The 17,953-nt window shown below is 68.5% G+C and carries 20 protein-coding genes; 14 read left to right on the top strand and 6 right to left on the bottom strand.

The genetic code is table 11. The features are described from left to right. Positions 1-58: 58 nt before the first annotated feature. Entirely contained in the window at positions 59-5,911 is a 5,853-nt protein-coding gene (locus tag EGT67_RS24630; RefSeq protein ID WP_127918746.1) for an amino acid adenylation domain-containing protein, read from the top strand. Positions 5,912-5,970: 59 nt separating this feature from the next. Here EGT67_RS24630 and EGT67_RS24635 read toward each other — a convergent pair whose 3' ends face one another. The 6 genes from EGT67_RS24635 to EGT67_RS24660 form a co-directional block, all read right to left on the bottom strand. Then, entirely contained in the window at positions 5,971-6,879 is a 909-nt protein-coding gene (locus tag EGT67_RS24635) for an esterase/lipase family protein (protein ID WP_127918747.1), read from the bottom strand. 185 nt (positions 6,880-7,064) lie between these two features. Then, a complete protein-coding gene (locus EGT67_RS24640) occupies positions 7,065-7,943 on the bottom strand; it encodes an ABC transporter permease (protein WP_127918748.1) in 879 nt (292 codons plus the stop codon). Further along, complete coding sequence (locus EGT67_RS24645; protein WP_127918749.1) at positions 7,940-8,803, bottom strand: ABC transporter permease; 864 nt, start codon at positions 8,801-8,803, stop codon at positions 7,940-7,942. The genes EGT67_RS24640 and EGT67_RS24645 overlap by 4 nt, the downstream gene beginning before the upstream one ends. Next, the gene (locus EGT67_RS24650; protein WP_127918750.1) at positions 8,800-9,780 is read right to left on the bottom strand and encodes an ATP-binding cassette domain-containing protein; all 981 of its coding nucleotides are present in this window, start codon (positions 9,778-9,780) and stop codon (positions 8,800-8,802) included. The genes EGT67_RS24645 and EGT67_RS24650 overlap by 4 nt, the downstream gene beginning before the upstream one ends. A 195-nt stretch (positions 9,781-9,975) precedes the next feature. After that, the gene (locus EGT67_RS24655) at positions 9,976-10,671 is read right to left on the bottom strand and encodes a GntR family transcriptional regulator (protein ID WP_127918751.1); all 696 of its coding nucleotides are present in this window, start codon (positions 10,669-10,671) and stop codon (positions 9,976-9,978) included. Positions 10,672-10,856: 185 nt separating this feature from the next. Further along, positions 10,857-11,336 carry a hotdog fold domain-containing protein gene (locus tag EGT67_RS24660; protein WP_127918752.1) on the bottom strand — a complete coding sequence of 160 codons (480 nt, stop codon included), beginning with the start codon at positions 11,334-11,336 and terminating at the stop codon, positions 10,857-10,859. 494 nt (positions 11,337-11,830) lie between these two features. Between EGT67_RS24660 and rpsJ the strand changes: the two genes are divergently transcribed. From rpsJ to rplX, 13 genes are all read left to right on the top strand, one after another. After that, positions 11,831-12,136 carry a 30S ribosomal protein S10 gene (gene rpsJ, locus EGT67_RS24665; RefSeq protein ID WP_003938093.1) on the top strand — a complete coding sequence of 102 codons (306 nt, stop codon included), beginning with the start codon at positions 11,831-11,833 and terminating at the stop codon, positions 12,134-12,136. A gap of 28 nt (positions 12,137-12,164) precedes the next feature. Beyond that, positions 12,165-12,818, top strand: a complete 654-nt coding sequence (rplC, locus tag EGT67_RS24670; RefSeq protein ID WP_127918753.1) for a 50S ribosomal protein L3 — start codon at positions 12,165-12,167, stop codon at positions 12,816-12,818. Beyond that, positions 12,815-13,480: a 50S ribosomal protein L4 gene (gene rplD, locus EGT67_RS24675; protein WP_127918754.1), complete on the top strand. Its 666-nt coding sequence runs from the start codon at positions 12,815-12,817 to the stop codon at positions 13,478-13,480. The genes rplC and rplD overlap by 4 nt, the downstream gene beginning before the upstream one ends. Further along, on the top strand, positions 13,477-13,782 hold the full coding sequence (rplW, locus tag EGT67_RS24680) for a 50S ribosomal protein L23 (protein ID WP_005239632.1): 306 nt from the start codon (positions 13,477-13,479) through the stop codon (positions 13,780-13,782). Before rplD ends, rplW begins: the two co-directional genes overlap by 4 nt. 40 nt (positions 13,783-13,822) lie before the next feature. Further along, the gene (rplB, locus tag EGT67_RS24685; protein ID WP_127918755.1) at positions 13,823-14,656 is read left to right on the top strand and encodes a 50S ribosomal protein L2; all 834 of its coding nucleotides are present in this window, start codon (positions 13,823-13,825) and stop codon (positions 14,654-14,656) included. Between the two features lie 18 nt (positions 14,657-14,674). After that, positions 14,675-14,956 (top strand): 30S ribosomal protein S19, encoded by a 282-nt coding sequence (gene rpsS / locus EGT67_RS24690; protein ID WP_005518370.1) that lies wholly within the window; start codon positions 14,675-14,677, stop codon positions 14,954-14,956. Then, on the top strand, positions 14,953-15,357 hold the full coding sequence (rplV, locus tag EGT67_RS24695; RefSeq protein WP_127918756.1) for a 50S ribosomal protein L22: 405 nt from the start codon (positions 14,953-14,955) through the stop codon (positions 15,355-15,357). Before rpsS ends, rplV begins: the two co-directional genes overlap by 4 nt. After that, complete coding sequence (rpsC, locus tag EGT67_RS24700) at positions 15,357-16,154, top strand: 30S ribosomal protein S3 (RefSeq protein ID WP_127918757.1); 798 nt, start codon at positions 15,357-15,359, stop codon at positions 16,152-16,154. Before rplV ends, rpsC begins: the two co-directional genes overlap by 1 nt. A 3-nt stretch (positions 16,155-16,157) precedes the next feature. Next, positions 16,158-16,574 carry a 50S ribosomal protein L16 gene (gene rplP / locus EGT67_RS24705; RefSeq protein WP_005518375.1) on the top strand — a complete coding sequence of 139 codons (417 nt, stop codon included), beginning with the start codon at positions 16,158-16,160 and terminating at the stop codon, positions 16,572-16,574. Continuing rightward, positions 16,574-16,810: a 50S ribosomal protein L29 gene (gene rpmC / locus EGT67_RS24710; protein WP_127918758.1), complete on the top strand. Its 237-nt coding sequence runs from the start codon at positions 16,574-16,576 to the stop codon at positions 16,808-16,810. Before rplP ends, rpmC begins: the two co-directional genes overlap by 1 nt. After that, entirely contained in the window at positions 16,807-17,097 is a 291-nt protein-coding gene (rpsQ, locus tag EGT67_RS24715; RefSeq protein WP_127918759.1) for a 30S ribosomal protein S17, read from the top strand. Before rpmC ends, rpsQ begins: the two co-directional genes overlap by 4 nt. 170 nt (positions 17,098-17,267) lie before the next feature. Beyond that, a complete protein-coding gene (gene rplN / locus EGT67_RS24720) occupies positions 17,268-17,636 on the top strand; it encodes a 50S ribosomal protein L14 (RefSeq protein ID WP_127918760.1) in 369 nt (122 codons plus the stop codon). Further along, on the top strand, positions 17,636-17,953 hold the full coding sequence (rplX, locus tag EGT67_RS24725) for a 50S ribosomal protein L24 (protein ID WP_127918761.1): 318 nt from the start codon (positions 17,636-17,638) through the stop codon (positions 17,951-17,953). Before rplN ends, rplX begins: the two co-directional genes overlap by 1 nt.

Here is a 17,953-nt window from a genome sequence, read left to right on the forward strand (position 1 = left end):
GAGTCACTGTGGTGCGTTGTGAAGTGCCGACGAGCGGTACGCGAGGTGTTCGGAACGCATGAGCGAGCGGAGTCGGGAGCTGAGCGCAGAGGACACGGGCAGTAGCGAGGGCAAGCGGGCGAGGCGTCCGCGGCCCGAGCGCAGGGAACGACCGGCACGCCGGAGCCGTTCCCGCTCGACGACGCTGCCTCAGCTCCTGGCCGCCGCCGTCGAACGTGATCCGTCGGCCACCGCCCTCGTCTGCGGCGACCGTTCCCGCTCGTACGAGGACCTCGACGTGTGGTCCTCGCGACTCGCCCGCGTCCTGATCGAACGGGGTGTCGGCCCGGGCGATCTCGTCGCCGTCGCCGTGCCCCGTTCCATCGAGTCGGTGTCGTCGGTCTGGGGTGTCGCGAAGTCGGGCGCCGCGTTCGTGCCGGTCGACCCGAACTACCCGGCCGATCGGGTCGCCCACATGGTGACCGATTCCGGTGTCGTGGTGGGGCTGACGACCGCAGAGGCGCGCGAATCGCTGCCGGACACGGTCGAATGGCTCGTCCTGGGCGACGAATTCGACCGCCTCCTCGCCGAACGCTCCGCGGACCCGGTCACGTTCGCCGACCGCACCCGCACACTGACGGACGCCGACCCCGCGTACGTGATCTACACGTCCGGTTCGACCGGCAAGCCCAAGGGTGTCGTCGTCACGCAGGCCGGACTGGGCGACTTCTGCGCCGAGCAGGTCCGCCGATACCAGCTGACCCCGCAGTCCCGGACGCTGCACTTCGCGTCGCCGAGTTTCGACGCCTCCGTGCTCGAACTGCTCCTCGCGATCGGCGCCGGATCGACGATGGTGATCGCGTCGCCCACCGTCTACGGCGGCGACGACCTCGCCGAACTCGTTGCGACGCAACGTGTCACCCACGGATTCGTGACGCCCGCCGCGCTCGCGTCCGTCGACCCGACCGGACTCGACACCTTCTGCGACGTGGTGGTCGGCGGCGAGGCGTGCCCGCCCGACCTCGTGACGCGGTGGGCCGCGCCGGGCCGCCGCTTCTTCAACGGCTACGGGCCCACCGAGACCACGATCATGACGGCGATCTCGGATCCGCTGTCGCCCGGCGAGCCCATCACGATCGGTGCCGCCACCCAGGGCATGTCGCTGGTGGTGCTCGACGACCGCCTGCGCCCCGCCCCCGTCGGTGTGGCCGGTGAACTGTACGCGTGGGGGCCGGGTGTCGCCCGCGGCTACCACGGCCGGTTCGCCCTCACCGCGGAACGATTCGTCGCGTGCCCGTTCGGGGAACCCGGACAGCGCATGTACCGCACCGGTGACGTGGTGCGGTGGAACGCGAACCAGCAGATCGAGTACGTCGGGCGCTCCGACTTCCAGGTCAAGATCCGCGGCTTCCGCATCGAACTCGGCGAGATCGACGCCGCCCTCGCCGACCACGACGACGTCGACTTCGCCGCCACCGTCGCCCACGAATCCGCCACGGGCAGCAAGGTTCTCGTCTCCTACGTGCGCCCCGTCGCCGGCCGTGAGGTCGACACCGCGGCACTGCTCGAGTTCGTCGGCCGTTCCCTGCCGCGGCACATGGTGCCGGCGACGGTCATGGTGCTGGACGAGATCCCGCTCACCCCGGTCGGCAAGCTGGACCGGCAGGCGCTGCCGGCGCCGGTGTTCGAGGCCAAGGAGTTCCGGGCACCCGCGACCGCGACCGAGGAACTCGTCGCGTCCGTGTTCGCGGACATCCTCGACACCCCGCGGGTGGGACGGGGCGACGACTTCTTCGAACTCGGTGGCAACTCGCTGATCGCGACGCAGGTCGTCTCGCGCCTGTCCGCGGCCGTCGGCGCGCAGATCCCCGTGCGCGCGGTGTTCGAGGCGTCCACCGTCGAGGCCCTCGCCGCGCACGTCGCCGAGGCCTCCGGCGGCGACGCCCGTCCGGCGCTCGTCGCCGACGCACGCCCCGAACGGATTCCGTTGTCGCTGGCGCAGCAGCGGATGTGGTTCCTCAACCGGCTCGAGCCCGAATCCGCGGTGAACAACATCCCGATCGCGGTCCGGTTGTCGGGCGACCTCGACGTGGCCGCACTGCGTGCCGCCGTGCTCGACCTGATCGCGCGCCACGAATCGCTTCGCACCGTCTACCCCGACCGGGCGGGCGTCGGGCACCAGGTGATCCTCCCGGTCGGAGAGCCGCTGCCGGGCGTCGACCTCGATCCGGTCGCCGTCCCGGCCGACGCCGTCGCCGCCCGTGTCGTGGACGTCGCGACGAGCCGGTTCGACGTCTCGGTCGACGTGCCGCTGCGGGTGCGCCTGTTCGCGGTGTCGCCGACCGAACACGTCCTCGCGATGTCCGTCCACCACATCGCCGCCGACGGTTCCTCGATGGGCCCGCTGGTCCGCGACGTCATCACGGCGTACACGGCGCGTGCCGCGGGCGCGGCGCCGCAGTGGGCGCCGCTGCCCGTGCAGTACGCGGACTACGCGCTGTGGCAGCGCCGCGTGCTGGGCGCCGAGACCGATCCGCAGTCGCTGCTGTCCCGTCAGATCGGCTTCTGGCAGGAGCGACTGGCCGGAGTCCCGGACCAACTCGACCTCCCCACGGACCATCCGCGACCGGCCCACCAGTCGTACGCGGGTGCGACGGTGGGGGCCGACGTGGACGCGGCCACGCACCGGGCGCTGGTCGAACTCGGTCGGGTCCAGGGCGCGAGCCCGTTCATGGTGATGCACGCGGCACTCGCGGTGCTGTTGGCGCGGCTGTCCCGGTCCGACGACATCGTCGTCGGCACGCCCATCGCCGGTCGCGGTGATGCCGCCCTCGACGACCTCGTCGGCATGTTCGTCAACACCCTGGCGCTGCGGGCCCGGATCGATCCCGCCGAACCGTTCGCCGACCTGCTCGCGCGGGTACGCACCGCCGACCTCGATGCCTTCGCCAACGACGACGTGCCGTTCGAGCGTCTCGTCGAGGTCCTCAACCCCGTGCGCTCGACCTCGCGGCACCCGATCTTCCAGGTCGGGTTCTCCTTCCAGAACATGCGCATCGGCGCGCTCGCACTTCCCGGACTCGAGGTGGCCCCGCTCGACGTCGACCTCGACCTCGCGAAGTTCGACCTGCACGCGACGATCGCCGACAGCACCGACGACCAGGGGAACCCGGCGGAGTTCGCGGTCAACTTCACCTACGCGACCGACCTCTTCACCGAGGCGACCGTGCGGAGGATCGCGCAGATGTACGTGCGGATCCTGCGTGCCGTGGTCGCCGACCCGTCCACGCCCGTCGGCGACCTCGACATGATCGATCCGGCCGAACGCGACCGGACACTCGTCGAGTGGAACGCCACGGACCGCCCACTGCAGGCGGGGGTGACGCTCGTCGACCTGTTCGACGCGAGTGTCGCCGCGGCACCGCACGCGCCGGCGCTGGTGGCCGAGGCCGAGCGCCTGACCTACGCCGAGTTCGACGCCCGGGTCAATCGCCTCGCGCGCTGCCTGATCGCGATGGGCGTCGGACCCGAGACCCGGGTCGCGCTCGCGATGCGCCGGTCCGTCGAGTTGCTCGTCGGCATGTACGCGGTGGCGAAGGCCGGCGGCGCCTACGTGCCGATCGACCCGGACCATCCCGCCGACCGCACCGGCCACATCCTCGAGACGGCACAGCCGGTCTGTGTACTGACCACGGCGCGAGACGGTTTCGCGGCCGACGAACACACCCCCGTGCTGCACCTGGACACCTTCGACTACAGCCGGTTCGACGCCGGGCCGGTCTCGGACCACGAACGCGCCGCCCCGCTGCGCGCCGACAACACCGCCTACGTGATCTTCACGTCCGGCTCGACGGGGCGGCCGAAGGGCGTCGCCGTCAGCCACGCGGCCGTCGTCAACCAGCTCGAGTGGAAGCGCGCCGAGTACGGCCTGGACGCGTCCGACGCGGCCCTCCTCAAGACGGCGGCGACGTTCGACCTGTCGGTGTGGGAGTTCTGGTCCGCGCTGACGTCGGGCGGACGACTCGTCGTCGCCGCCGCGGACGGACACCGGGATCCCGGCTACCTGAACGCACTGATGCGACGCGAGCAGGTGACGACCCTGCACGTCGTGCCGTCGATGCTCCAGGCACTGCTCGTCGAATCGGGGGACCGGCTTCCGGAGTCGCTGCGCCGCGTGCTGGCGATCGGCGAGGTACTGCCGGCCGACACCGCGGCACGGTTCGCCGCCGCCGGCACCGCCGAACTGGTCAACCTCTACGGCCCGACCGAGGCGGCCGTCTCGGTGACCGCACAGCGCGTCGGCGACGTCGACGGCTCCGCGGTCCCCATCGGCGGCCCCGAGTGGAACAGCCGCCTGCTCGTGCTCGACGACCGCCTGCGCCCGGTGCCCGTCGGCGTCCCCGGCGAGCTCTACCTGGCCGGTGCCCAGCTGGCCCGCGGCTACCACGGACGCGCCGCCCTCACCGCAGACCGCTTCGTCGCGGACCCGTACGGACCCGCCGGCACCCGGATGTACCGGACCGGTGACGTCGTCGCGTGGCGCGCCGACGGCACCCTCGACTACGTGGGCCGCGCCGACTTCCAGGTGAAGCTGCGTGGGTTCCGCATCGAACTCGGCGAGATCGAGGCCGCGCTGCGGTCACGCGCGGACCTCGCCGAGGCGGCCGTCACCGTGCGCCGCGACGACCGGTCCGGCGACCGACTGGTGGCGTACGTCGTGTCGGCGGACGGGCAGGCCCTCGACACCGCCGAGCTCGAGGCGGACCTCGCGGCGAGCCTGCCGTCGTACATGGTGCCGTCGGTGTTCGTCGAACTCGACGCCCTGCCGCTGAACGTGAACGGCAAGATCGACCGCAAGGCCCTCCCGGCGCCGGCGGTCGAGCCGCGGCAGTTCCGTGCCCCGGTGACGCCGTACGAGATCGCGGTCGCGGGTGCCTTCGCGGAGGCGCTCGGGGCCGACAAGGTCGGGCTGGACGACGACTTCTTCGACCTCGGCGGCAATTCGCTCGTCGCGGTGACCGTCGTGTCCGCGCTGCGCGACGCCCTCGGCGTCCCGGTGCCGCTCCAGTGGATGTTCGTCGATCCCTCCGTCGAGAGCATCGCCGCGCGGATCGAATCCGGTGCGCACTCCGCCGCGGGCGAGGACGAGTCCGCCGGTCTCGACGTGGTACTGCCGGTGCGGACCTCGGGAACCTCGGAGCCGCTGTTCTGCATCCACCCGGTCACCGGATTGTCGTGGGGCTTCGCCGGACTCGCGGGGCACCTGAGCGAGGACCGCCCGATCTACGGCGTCCAGTCGCCCGCGCTGACCGAGGACATCGAGCTTCCCGCCACCATCGAGGACTGGGCCGCCCTGTACGTCGAACGCATCCGGCGGATCCAGCCGAGCGGCCCCTACCACCTGGTCGGCTGGTCCCTGGGCGGATCGATCGCCCACGCCATGGCGGTACAGCTGCGCGGCCAGGGGGAGACGGTGCCGACCCTCGCGATGCTCGACAGCCACGTGGTCGATCCGTCGGCGGACGTCGTCGAGCACGAGGATCCGTCGCTCGCCGACCTCCTCGGCGAGTTCGCAGCCGAACTCGCCGGCGGGGACGTCGCGCTCCGGGAGTTGGATCCCGAGCGCGTCGAGACCATCCTGCGCAGGCTGCCCGCACCGTTCGACCGGATCACCCACCGCGGATGGGAACGCATCGTCGAGGGCATCTCGCACTCGTTCGCGCTGCTCGATCGCTACCGCCCGGGCGACTTCGACGGGGACCTGCTGTACTTCCGCGCGAGCGGGGGCGAACTCGCCGGCGCCGACGGTTGGCGCGAGTCCGTCCGCGGATCGGTCGCAGTGGTCCCGGTGGCGGCCGGACACCTGCAGATGACCTCACCGGACGCGCTCGAGGTGATCGGACCCGAACTCGATCGCTACCTGAATCGCTGAACGAACACCGTGGCCGGTCCTCTCCGGGAGAGGACCGGCCACGGTGTTTCAAGGCTCGATCAGCAGGGGGCGCCGGGCGTGCTCGGGTCGAGCGCACGCCGTACCAGGAAGGTCGCCCGGGGGTCCTCGGTGAGCCCCACGTGCGAGATCGCCGCGCCCGGGCAGCTGTCCTGCACCCATTCGTTGCGGACCGACGACCCGGCGGCGGGAACGAGGAACGACCCCTCGGGTGGAGTGATGACCGCATCGGTCCTCGACGCGATGACCCGGTAGTCGACGCCCGGCATCGTCTCACGGCCGGCGTTGAGGTCGGCGAGGAACCGGGATCCGATCAGCTGCTGGTACGAGGCGAGCCCGATGCTGAGCCCGGCGAGCACCTCGTTCGTGCGTTCGTCGGTGATCCGCAGCGACGTGAACGCGTCGATGAGACGCTGCTGGCCGTTGAACGTGGTGCCGTGGGTGGTCGGTCCCAGCATCACGAGTCGGTGCACCTTGTTGCGCGACGGATCGACCGGGTCGGCACCACCCTCGAACCGCAGGTACTGCCGGGTCATCGTGCCGCCCTGGGAGTGACCGACGATGTCGACCTGAGCGGCGCCGGTACGGGCGCGGACGGTCTCGACGAATCCGGCCAGTTCGCGGGCCGAGTTGCGGATGTCGCCGCTGCCCCACGACTGCGCGGCGACCCCGTAGTTCAGGGCGAACACGCAGTACCCCTCGCTCCGCAGCAACGGGGAGAGCGTGCCCCAGGTCTCCTGCATGCTCATACCGGTGCCGTGGACGAGGACCACCGGTCGCGGGTGCTGCGCGGAGGGGCGGCAGGACCAGTCGTTGGCGCCGGCGGGTGCCCCGGCAGGAGACGCCACCGGATCGGCGGTCGCGACGGCGGGCTGGAGGCCGACCGCGCCGAACAGGACCGCAGCGGCAGTCACGAGGAGACCCGCCAGACGGCGGCGTCGAAGAACCATTCGGGGTGCTCCTGGAAGAGGGGAGGAACGAGGTGATTCGCTGAGATTGATATCAGACGAAAGGGGCATACCTACCCCAAAGAGAAGGTGAAAATCAGGATGATTCGGCGTGACAGATCGATACCGACAGCGACGAGGCGCACCCGCGCGCCGTGCCCCGGACGAGTACGCGGAACGAGCCTCGCTCAGCCGGTCTCGGCAGCGCGCCGGTACCCACGGATGGCGGGGTAGAGGAACACCGCGATCATCCCGAACGACCAGGCGAGTGTCTGCAGCACCGGCACCAGGGTCGGTCCGCCCAGCGCGAGTGCCCGCATCGCATCGATCGCACACGACATCGGCTGCGCCGCGACGATCGGTTGCAGCCACGTCGGGTACGCCATCACCGGTACGAATCCGGAGTTGAAGAACATCAGCAGCGTGCAACTGATGGAGACCAGTTCGACGAGCGGTGCATCGCCGGCGACCGTCGCCAACGCCGTCACCATCATCGCGAAGCCCATGCCGAAGACGATCGGCAGGAGCACCAGCAGGATGCTCGGCAGGATGCCCTGCGTCAGACGGAACCCGAGCATGAATCCGACCATCAGGATCACCAGGGTCGTGACGAAGACGCGCACGGCCTCCGCCATCATGCGGCCGACGAGACCCGCGGCGCGGTGGATCGGCAGCGTCCAGAACCGTGACAGCAGGCCCGTCTTTCGTTCCGCCCGCAAGCCGACGGCACTGACGATCGAGCCGAACATCGCGCCGATGAGGATGATCATCGGAACCTGCCCGTAGACGGCGGGCTGCCCCGTCGCCGCGGTGACCGTGTTACCGATGACGATCCGGAACATCACGAGCGTCAGAGCCGGGTACAGCAGCGCCTGGATCATCGTGGACGGATCACGGGACCAGCGCATCAGCAACCGCTTGCTCTGGATGAGGCTGTGCGTCCACAACGCCCTGGCGGACGACTCGGGCCACGTCTCGGTCGGCCTCGGGAACGCGAACATGCCGCCCGCGGCCTGCTCCGACATCAGCGTGGCGCCGGGGATCGTGGACTTCGGGGAGTTGCTCATTTGCGCCTCACGCTTGCCCACCAGGCCAGGGGAGCGAAGATCACCATCAGCCCGACACACCACGCGGCCGCGGGGAACAGGGAAGACGCGGTCACTCCGCCCTCCGCCATGTCGCGCATGGCGTAGGAGAACTGGGAGATCGGCTGGTTGCGCACGAACGGGCGGATCCACTCGGGAAACCCGGACTCCGGAACGAAGCCGCTCGACAGCATGCCGAGGATCAGCTGGGGCAGTGCGAGCGCCTGCGCCGTCGCCTCGGGAGACTTCGCCATCGTGCCGATCGCGTCGGCGCCGAGAGACAACGTGAGACTGATCGCGAGCGCCAAGACGCAGAACAGCACGGCCTGAGCCACCCCGGCGCTGAACCGGAATCCGATGACATAGCCGTACACGAGAGCCGCCGTCAGCGTGATCGTGGACCGCACCAGGCCGCTCGTCATGCGCGATATCAGCGGCACCGGACCGGCCACGGGCATCGTTTTCAGGCGTGTGGTCAAGCCGTGCAGCGCCTCGACCGACGCCAACTGTGACGCCGAGATCGCGGTGAAAGCCATCGCCTGCAGCACGATGATCGGCATCAGGAACTGCGCGTAGTCGATGCCCTGCAGCTTCATCACGAACCGCAGCGGCAGGTAGAAGCCGATCGTGAAGATCAGCGGTGCGATGACCGCGACCGCGAGCTCACCGGTCTTCACCATCGACTTGAGCGTGCGCCCGGTCAGCGCGAGCCACTGCTGGAAGCCGTTGGGATCCGGGCGCCGGTGCGAGCCGACCCGCTTCGCCGGCACCGTCAGGGTCGCCCGCTCCGATGCCGCCGAGACCGACAGGCCCTTGGCGGCACTGTTCGCCGGGGTGCTCATCGCTTGGTCTCCGGCGCGGAATGACCCGTCAGAGACAGGAAGACGTCGTCGAGCGACGGGCGGCGCAGCGCGATGTCGGCGAGCTCGATGCCCGCGGCGTCCAGCCGGCGCAGCGCCTCCGACAGCGTCGCGGCGCCGTCGGGTGCCGGGACCGAGACGCGATCGATGCCCTCACCGCCCTCGGCGACCTCGGCACGCACCTCCGGCGGAACGAGATTGCCGAGCGCATGCACGGCCCACGGCAGCTTCTGCGGATCGAGCGGCACCACCTCGCAGTAGCTGCCGCCGGTCCGCGCCTTCAACTGGTCCGCCGTGCCCTCCGCGATCACGGTGCCGCGGTCGATGACGATGATGTTGTCGCTGAGCAGGTCGGCCTCCTCGAGATACTGCGTGGTCAGCAGCACCGTGATGCCCTGTTCCTTCAGCGAGGTGACGAGGGACCAGACGCCCTGACGGCTGCGCGGATCGAGACCGGTCGTCGGCTCGTCCAGGAACACGACCTCGGGGCGGACGACGAGTCCGCACGCGATGTCGATCCGTCGCCGCATACCGCCGGAGTAGTTGCGGACCGCTCGCTTGCCGGCGTCGAGGAGATCGAACTCGGTGAGCAGCGCCTGCGCCCGTTGCTTGGCCGAAGCGCGGTCCAGGCCCATCAGACGGCCGAACAGTTCGATGTTCTCGCGGCCGGACAGGGTCTCGTCGAGTGCAGCGTATTGGCCGGTCATCATGATCGAGCGCCGGACATCGGCGGCATGGGTGACGACGTCGTGCCCCGCGACCACCGCGCGCCCGCTGTCGGGGCGCAGGAGCGTGGACAGCACCTTCACCGTCGTGGTCTTGCCGGCGCCGTTGGGCCCGAGGATCCCCAGGACCGTGCCGCGCTTGGCTTCGAAACTGACACCCTGCAAGGCCTTCACGTCGCCGAAGGATTTGTGGACGTCGTCGACCAGCACAGCTGCGTCCTGGAATATGGGCATCGACACTCCGCTAGTTCACCTGGGTTGGATGGGTGACCGTCTCTCAGGGTCCACTCGTCCATCCGTCGACGTGTATTCCCTCCGCTTCGGGGAAATGTTACCCGGCGACGGCGCCGCATCGGTCCTTTCAGGCGCAGCCGCGGGGCCGCCCGGGTCGCGCGGGGAGCCCGTGCCGGTGTGCGTGCCGACGCCGGATCAATCCCAGATCCCGGTCGTCTCGAGGTGCCGCACCAGGCGCTTTGCGCCGTCGTCGAAGTGGGCTCTCGTCTCCGCGGCGACCGCCGCGTGGTCCCGCGTGAGCAACGCGGAGATCAGACGTGTGTGACTCGCCACCGCGCCGTCGCCCCAGTGCCGATCCGACGAATAGAAGTGCACCGGCGTGTAGCGGGTGGCGCCCAGCAGGAACCACGACAACTTGCGCGCCCCCACCAGCCGGTTGAGGTACCGGTGGAAGCCGAACTCGAGTTCCTCGATCCTGGCCGCGTCCCCGACGTCGACGGCACGCCGCAGCCGGTCGTTGAGCTCAGTCAGTTCCGCGGCGACCTCGTCGTCGACACGCTCGACGGCCCGGATCGCCAGCTCCTCGGCGATCTGCCCCTGCAGCCAGAAGATGTCGTTCACGTCGTCCCGGCTCAGGGGTGCGACGACATACCCGCGGTGGGGGACCAGTTCGACGAGTCCCTCGCCGCGCAGCGTCAGCAGCGCCTCCCGGACCGGTGTGACACTGACGCCCAGGTCCGCCGCCGTCTCGTCCAACCGGATGAACTCGCCCGGTCGCACCCCGCCCGACATGATCAGGTTCCGGACGTGCACGGCGACGTCGTCGGACAGTTGGGGGCGTCGGCCCAGCGAGCGGGCCGATGCAGAACGAGAGGCGGCGGACGGGGCCATCGAGTACTCCTTCGCGGGACACGCACGTGCCCGCCGTCGTCTGCATCCGCGACCGGCAGTGGCGTGTCCGAGACCGGACCCGCTGGTGTGATGCGTGTAACAACCAGATCCGGACGAATATATCGGGTGGCTCGCGCGGAGATCTGCGCGCCGAGGTCGGTCGCCACCCGTGAGCCCGGCGGGCGTCAGGCGGGCGTGACCCAGACCGTGATGTCCGCGTGGACCACCTCGGCGCCCGCACGGTCGGTGATCGAGACGGGGATCGTCAGTTCCGTCCCCGCGGTGATCGCACCGAAGTCGGGGACGGCGTCGAGGGTCGCGCTCGCGCGCAGGCGTGTTTCGGCCTTCGCCAGGTAACGCACGTTCATCGCCTTGGGAATCCAGCGGTGCGTCGAGGGGACCGTCGCCTCGGCGAGCATGCCCATCGCGATCTCGGCGAGATTGCACGCGGCGATCGCGTGGAAGGTCCCGAGGTGGTTGTGCACGCCCCACCACTTGGGGGCCGAGACGTCGCACCGCCCGGGCTCCATGCGCTCGACGGTCGGCAGCACCGTCGCGAAGAAGGGGACGCGCAGGCACATGCCGGCGGAGAACAGTGCGCGGCCGAATCTGTTGGCGGGCAACTTCTGCCAGCTTCGGTAGGCGGCGGTCGCGGGCATAGTCATCCCAGCGACCTTACTCTTCGGTAAGTTCTACGTCGCGGAAGTGCGGTGCGCACGCCCGCTGACCTCGAACGTTCCCGGGGGTGCGATTTGAACTCTCGGGTCGGCTACGGCATACTGATCGGGTTGCCTTGACTGGGACGCGATCCGTTGCGACCCGAGTCGGGCTGGATGAAAGTCGAGTATCGGGCCGAAATGCCTGGTCGCGACGATGCAAGACGGAAGCAGTACCCAACGTTTGCGCCCCCTCGTGGGCGCATCCGGTGCGGTTCTCGTGGCTCCTGGGAAGGGATTTCCGGGGCCGGGGAATGAGCGGCCAGGCGACACGCCCGACCGCGTGGACCGGAGAACCATGACAGATGAACAGCGGCAGCGGATCGAGTGATGTCTCGGTCGCCAGTGTTGTTCGTGTCGTGTTTCAGCTCGGGGCTGTGCAGACGAGGTAGTCCCCGGCTCGTTCGGGTTCTACGAAACGCGGCAAGAAAAGGACACTAAGCGTGGCGGGACAGAAGATCCGCATCAGGCTCAAGGCCTATGACCATGAGGCGATCGACGCGTCAGCGCGCAAGATCGTCGAGACGGTGACCCGGACCGGGGCCCGCGTGGTCGGCCCGGTGCCGTTGCCCACCGAGAAGAACGTGTACTGCGTCATCCGCTCGCCGCACAAGTACAAGGACTCGCGCGAGCACTTCGAGATGCGTACTCACAAGCGGCTGATCGACATCCTCGACCCGACGCCGAAGACGGTCGACGCGCTCATGCGCATCGACCTTCCGGCAAGCGTCGACGTGAACATCCAGTGAGCTTGGGAAGACGCAGCGGAGATATCAAATGACTAATCAGATCAAGGGAATCCTGGGCACCAAGCTCGGCATGACCCAGGTCTTCGACGAGAACAACCGGGTCGTCCCGGTCACCGTCGTCAAGGCAGGGCCGAACGTCGTCACCCAGATCCGTACCGAAGAGCGTGACGGCTACAGCGCCGTGCAGCTGGCGTTCGGCGCCATCGACCCGCGCAAGGTGAACAAGCCCACCTCGGGCCAGTTCGCCAAGGCCGGCGTCACCCCGCGTCGCCACGTCGTCGAGCTTCGCGTCGCCGATGCCTCCGCTTACGAGGTCGGCCAGGAGCTCACCGCCGAGGTCTTCGAGGACGGCGCATACGTCGACGTCACCGGCACCAGCAAGGGCAAGGGCTTCGCCGGCACCATGAAGCGTCACGGCTTCGCCGGTCAGGGCGCCTCCCACGGTGCGCAGGCTGTCCACCGTCGCCCGGGTTCCATCGGTGGCTGCGCCACCCCCGGCCGCGTGTTCAAGGGCATGCGCATGTCGGGCCGCATGGGCTCCGACCGCATCACGACGCAGAACCTCTCGGTCCACAAGGTGGACGCCGAGAACGGTCTGCTGCTGATCAAGGGTGCGATCCCCGGCCGCAAGGGTGGCCTCGTGATCGTCAAGACCGCAGTGAAGGGTGGTGCTTCGGCATGACCGAGACCGCAACCAAGCTGACCCTCGACGTCAAGGCTGCCGGTGGCAACACCAACGGCACCGTCGATCTCCCCGCCGAGATCTTCGACGCGACCGCGAACATCGCTCTGATGCACCAGGTCGTCGTCGCGCAGCTCGCTGCGGCACGTCAGGGCACGCACTCCACCAAGACCCGCGGCGAGGTCCGCGGCGGTGGCAAGAAGCCGTACCGCCAGAAGGGCACCGGCCGCGCACGTCAGGGCTCGACCCGTGCGCCGCAGTTCGCCGGCGGTGGCACCGTCCACGGCCCGCAGCCGCGTGACTACTCGCAGCGCACCCCCAAGAAGATGAAGGCTGCCGCCCTGCGTGGCGCCCTCTCCGACCGGGCCCGCAACGAGCGCATCCACGTCATCACCGAGCTGGTCGCCGGGCAGGTCCCGTCCACCAAGACGGCGAAGTCGTTCCTGGGCGAGCTGTCCGACCGCAAGAAGTTCCTGCTGGTCGTCGGCCGCGAGGACATCGCAGCGTGGAAGAGCGTCCAGAACCTGGAAGGCGTGCACCCCATTGCACCCGACCAGCTCAACACCTACGACGTGCTCAACAGCGATGACGTCGTGTTCAGCCTCGAGGCTCTGAACACCTTCATCGCGGGCCCGGCCAAGAATGAGGAGGAGAGCAAGTGAGCACCATCGCCGACCCTCGCGACATCTTGCTGGCTCCGGTCATCTCGGAGAAGTCCTACGGTCTGATCGAGGAAGGCACCTACACCTTCCTGGTGCACCCGGACTCGAACAAGACGCAGATCAAGATCGCCGTGGAGAAGATCTTCGGTGTGACCGTGACCAGCGTCAACACCGCCAACCGTCAGGGCAAGCGCAAGCGGACCCGCTTCGGTTACGGCAAGCGCAAGGACACCAAGCGCGCGCTCGTGACCCTCTCGGCCGACAGCAAGCCCATCGAGATCTTCGGAGGCCCGGTCGCGTAAGCGTCTGGGACTTGACGAGATATAGAGGACGAGAAGACTCATGGCAATCCGTAAGTACAAGCCGACTACCCCGGGCCGCCGCGGCTCGAGCGTCTCGGACTTCGCCGAGATCACTCGGTCGACGCCCGAGAAGTCGCTGGTTCGCCCGCTGCACGGTCGCGGTGGTCGTAACGCCCACGGTCGCATCACCACCCGTCACAAGGGTGGCGGTCACAAGCGCGCCTACCGGTTGATCGACTTCCGTCGCAACGACAAGGACGGCGTGCCGGCCAAGGTCGCTCACATCGAGTACGACCCCAACCGCACCGCTCGCATCGCGCTGCTGCACTACGCGGACGGCGAGAAGCGCTACATCATCGCCCCCAAGGGCCTGGTGCAGGGCGCCCCGATCGAGTCCGGCGCAGGCGCCGACATCAAGCCGGGTAACAACCTGCCGCTGCGCAACATCCCCACCGGTACCACCATCCACGCGGTGGAGCTGCGTCCGGGCGGCGGCGCCAAGATGGCCCGCTCCGCCGGTGCCAGCATCCAGCTGCTGGGCAAGGAAGGCACCTACGCCACGCTGCGTATGCCGTCCGGTGAGATCCGTCGCGTCGACGTGCGCTGCCGCGCCACCGTCGGCGAGGTCGGCAACGCCGAGCAGTCGAACATCAACTGGGGCAAGGCCGGCCGCATGCGCTGGAAGGGCGTCCGCCCGACCGTCCGTGGTGTGGTCATGAACCCCGTCGACCACCCGCACGGTGGTGGTGAGGGCAAGACCTCCGGTGGTCGCCACCCGGTCAGCCCCTGGGGCAAGCCCGAGGGCCGCACCCGCAAGAACAAGGCGAGCGACAAGCTCATCGTCCGTCGTCGCCGTACCGGCAAGAAGCGCTAGTCAAGGAGGGAGTGAAGGATGCCACGCAGCCTGAAGAAGGGCCCGTTCGTCGATGACCACCTCCTTGCGAAGGTGGACGTGCAGAACGAGAAGGGCACCAAGCAGGTCATCAAGACCTGGAGCCGTCGTTCCACGATCATTCCGGACTTCATCGGTCACACGTTTGCCGTCCACGACGGACGCAAGCACGTTCCGGTGTTCGTTTCGGATTCGATGGTTGGCCACAAGCTCGGAGAGTTTGCACCGACCAGGACGTTCAAGGGCCACATCAAGGACGACCGGAAGAGCAAGCGTCGATGAGTACTGAAACCCAGAACCCCACCGCGAAGGCGGTCGCGCGCCACGTGCGCGTGACGCCGATGAAGGCGCGCCGCGTCGTGGACATCGTCCGCGGCAAGTCGGTCGACGAGGCTCTCGCGATCCTCAAGTTCGCACCGCAGGCCGCGGCCGAGCCGGTCGCCAAGGTGATCGCCAGCGCCGCTGCCAACGCGCAGAACAACCTGAACCTGGATCCCGCCACCCTCGTCGTCGCGACGGCGTTCGTGGACGAGGGTGCGACCCTCAAGCGGTTCCAGCCGCGCGCACAGGGCCGGGCCTTCCGGATCCGCAAGCGTTCGAGCCACATCACGGTCATCGTGGAAAGTGTGGCCAGCCGGGGTTCCGCCTCGGGTCGTAACCGCCGGAAGGGAAGTGGTCAGTAGTGGGCCAGAAGATCAACCCGCACGGCTTCCGTCTCGGCATCACGACCGACTGGAAGTCGCGCTGGTACGCAGACAAGCAGTACGCGGAGTACGTCAAGGAAGACGTCGCGATCCGTAAGCTCCTCGCCACCGGCATGGAGCGCGCGGGCATCGCGAAGGTCGAGATCGAGCGCACCCGTGACCGTGTGCGTGTGGACATCCACACCGCGCGTCCGGGCATCGTCATCGGTCGCCGTGGCGCCGAGGCCGATCGCATCCGCGCCGAGCTCGAGAAGCTGACCGGCAAGCAGGTCCAGCTGAACATCCTCGAGGTCAAGAACGCCGAGGCCGAGGCCCAGCTGGTGGCACAGGGTGTCGCCGAGCAGCTCTCGAACCGCGTCGCGTTCCGTCGCGCCATGCGCAAGGCCATCCAGTCGGCCATGCGTCAGCCGAACGTCAAGGGCATCCGCGTGCAGTGCTCGGGCCGCCTCGGCGGCGCCGAGATGAGCCGCTCGGAGTTCTACCGTGAGGGTCGTGTCCCGCTGCACACGCTGCGTGCCGACATCGACTACGGCCTGTACGAGGCCAAGACCACCTTCGGTCGCATCGGCGTGAAGGTCTGGATCTACAAGGGCGACATCGTCGGCGGCAAGCGTGAGCTGGCTGCTGCTGCGCCGGCCGAGCGCCCGCGTCGCGAGCGTCCGAGCCGTCCGCGTCGCTCCGGTGCTGCCGGCACCACGGCGACCAGCACCGAGGCCGGTCGCGCTGCGACCGCAACCGCCGATGCTCCCGCTTCTACCGAGCAGAAGGAGGGCTGACGCATGTTGATCCCGCGCCGGGTCAAGCACCGCAAGCAGCACCACCCGAGCCGTTCGGGTGCCGCCAAGGGCGGTACCCAGGTGGCCTTCGGTGAGTACGGCATCCAGGCTCTCGAGCCGGCCTACATCACCAACCGGCAGATCGAGTCCGCTCGTATCGCCATGACTCGCCACATCAAGCGTGGCGGCAAGATCTGGATCAACATCTTCCCGGATCGCCCGCTCACGAAGAAGCCTGCCGAGACCCGCATGGGTTCCGGTAAGGGTTCGCCGGAGTGGTGGGTCGCGAACATCAAGCCCGGACGGGTCATGTTCGAGATGAGCTACCCGAACGAGGAGATCGCCCGCGAGGCTCTGCGTCGCGCGATGCACAAGCTCCCGTGCAAGTGCCGGATCGTGACGAGGGAGGAGCAGTTCTGATGGCGACCACCAGCCCTGCTGCAGAGCTCCGCGAGCTGACCGACGACGAGTTGGTCACCAAGCTCCGCGAGTCGAAGGAAGAACTGTTCAACCTTCGTTTCCAGATGGCCACCGGTCAGCTGGACAACAACCGCCGGCTGCGCACGGTCCGTCACGAGATTGCGCGCATCTACACCGTCCTGCGCGAGCGCGAGCTCGGCCTGGCCTCCGGTCCGGACGCAGGTGACGCGGCATGAGTGAGGATAAGGCAGTGAGCACCAACAGCACCGAAGAGCGCGGCAGCCGCAAGGTCCGCATCGGCTACGTGGTCTCGGACAAGATGGAGAAGACCATCGTGGTCGAGCTGGAGGACCGGGTGAAGCACCCGCTCTACGGCAAGATCATCCGACGCACCTCGAAGGTCAAGGCGCACGACGAGAACGGCGTCGCCGGCATCGGCGACCGCGTCCAGCTCATGGAGACCCGACCGCTGTCGGCGACCAAGCGCTGGCGTCTGGTCGAGGTCCTCGAGAAGGCCAAGTAAGAGCCGAAGAGTGTATCCAGTACGATGGTGGGGTTGCCCTGTGAAAGCAGTGGCAGCCCCACCATCGGCGGGTACGGACCGCGCGCGTCGGGTCGGAAATCTGCCGCGCACGATTTGGCGATTCGCACGCGAGTCGCCGGGTCGAAACAAGCCAGGTCAAGGAGAAGTTAGTGATTCAGCAGGAGTCGCGACTGCGCGTCGCCGACAACACGGGTGCCAAGGAGATTCTCTGCATCCGCGTTCTCGGTGGCTCGTCTCGTCGCTACGCCGGGATCGGCGACATCATCGTCGCCACCGTCAAGGACGCAACCCCGGGTGGAAACGTGAAGAAGGGCGAGGTCGTCAAGGCTGTCGTCGTCCGCACCACCAAGGAGCGTCGTCGTCCGGACGGCTCGTACATCAAGTTCGACGAGAACGCTGCCGTCATCATCAAGGCGGACAACGATCCGCGCGGCACCCGTATCTTCGGACCCGTCGGTCGTGAGCTGCGCGAGAAGCGCTTCATGAAGATCGTCTCGCTCGCCCCGGAGGTGCTGTGATGAAGGTGCACAAGGGTGACACCGTGCTGGTCGTCTCCGGCAAGGACAAGGGCGCGAAGGGCAAGGTCATCCAGGCCTACCCCGCGACCGACAAGGTCCTCGTCGAGGGCGTGAACCGCATCAAGAAGCACACCGCGGTTTCTGCGAACGAGCGTGGCGCCTCCTCCGGCGGCATCGTGACGCAGGAAGCTCCGATCCACGTCTCGAACGTCATGGTCGTCGACTCGGACGGAAACCCGACTCGCGTCGGCTACCGCACCGACGAGGAGACCGGCAAGCGCGTTCGCATTTCCCGGAAGAACGGGAAGGACATCTGA

It is taken from the genome of Prescottella agglutinans, assembly GCF_004011865.1.
In the GTDB taxonomy this organism is placed as follows: Bacteria; Actinomycetota; Actinomycetes; order Mycobacteriales; family Mycobacteriaceae; genus Prescottella; species Prescottella agglutinans.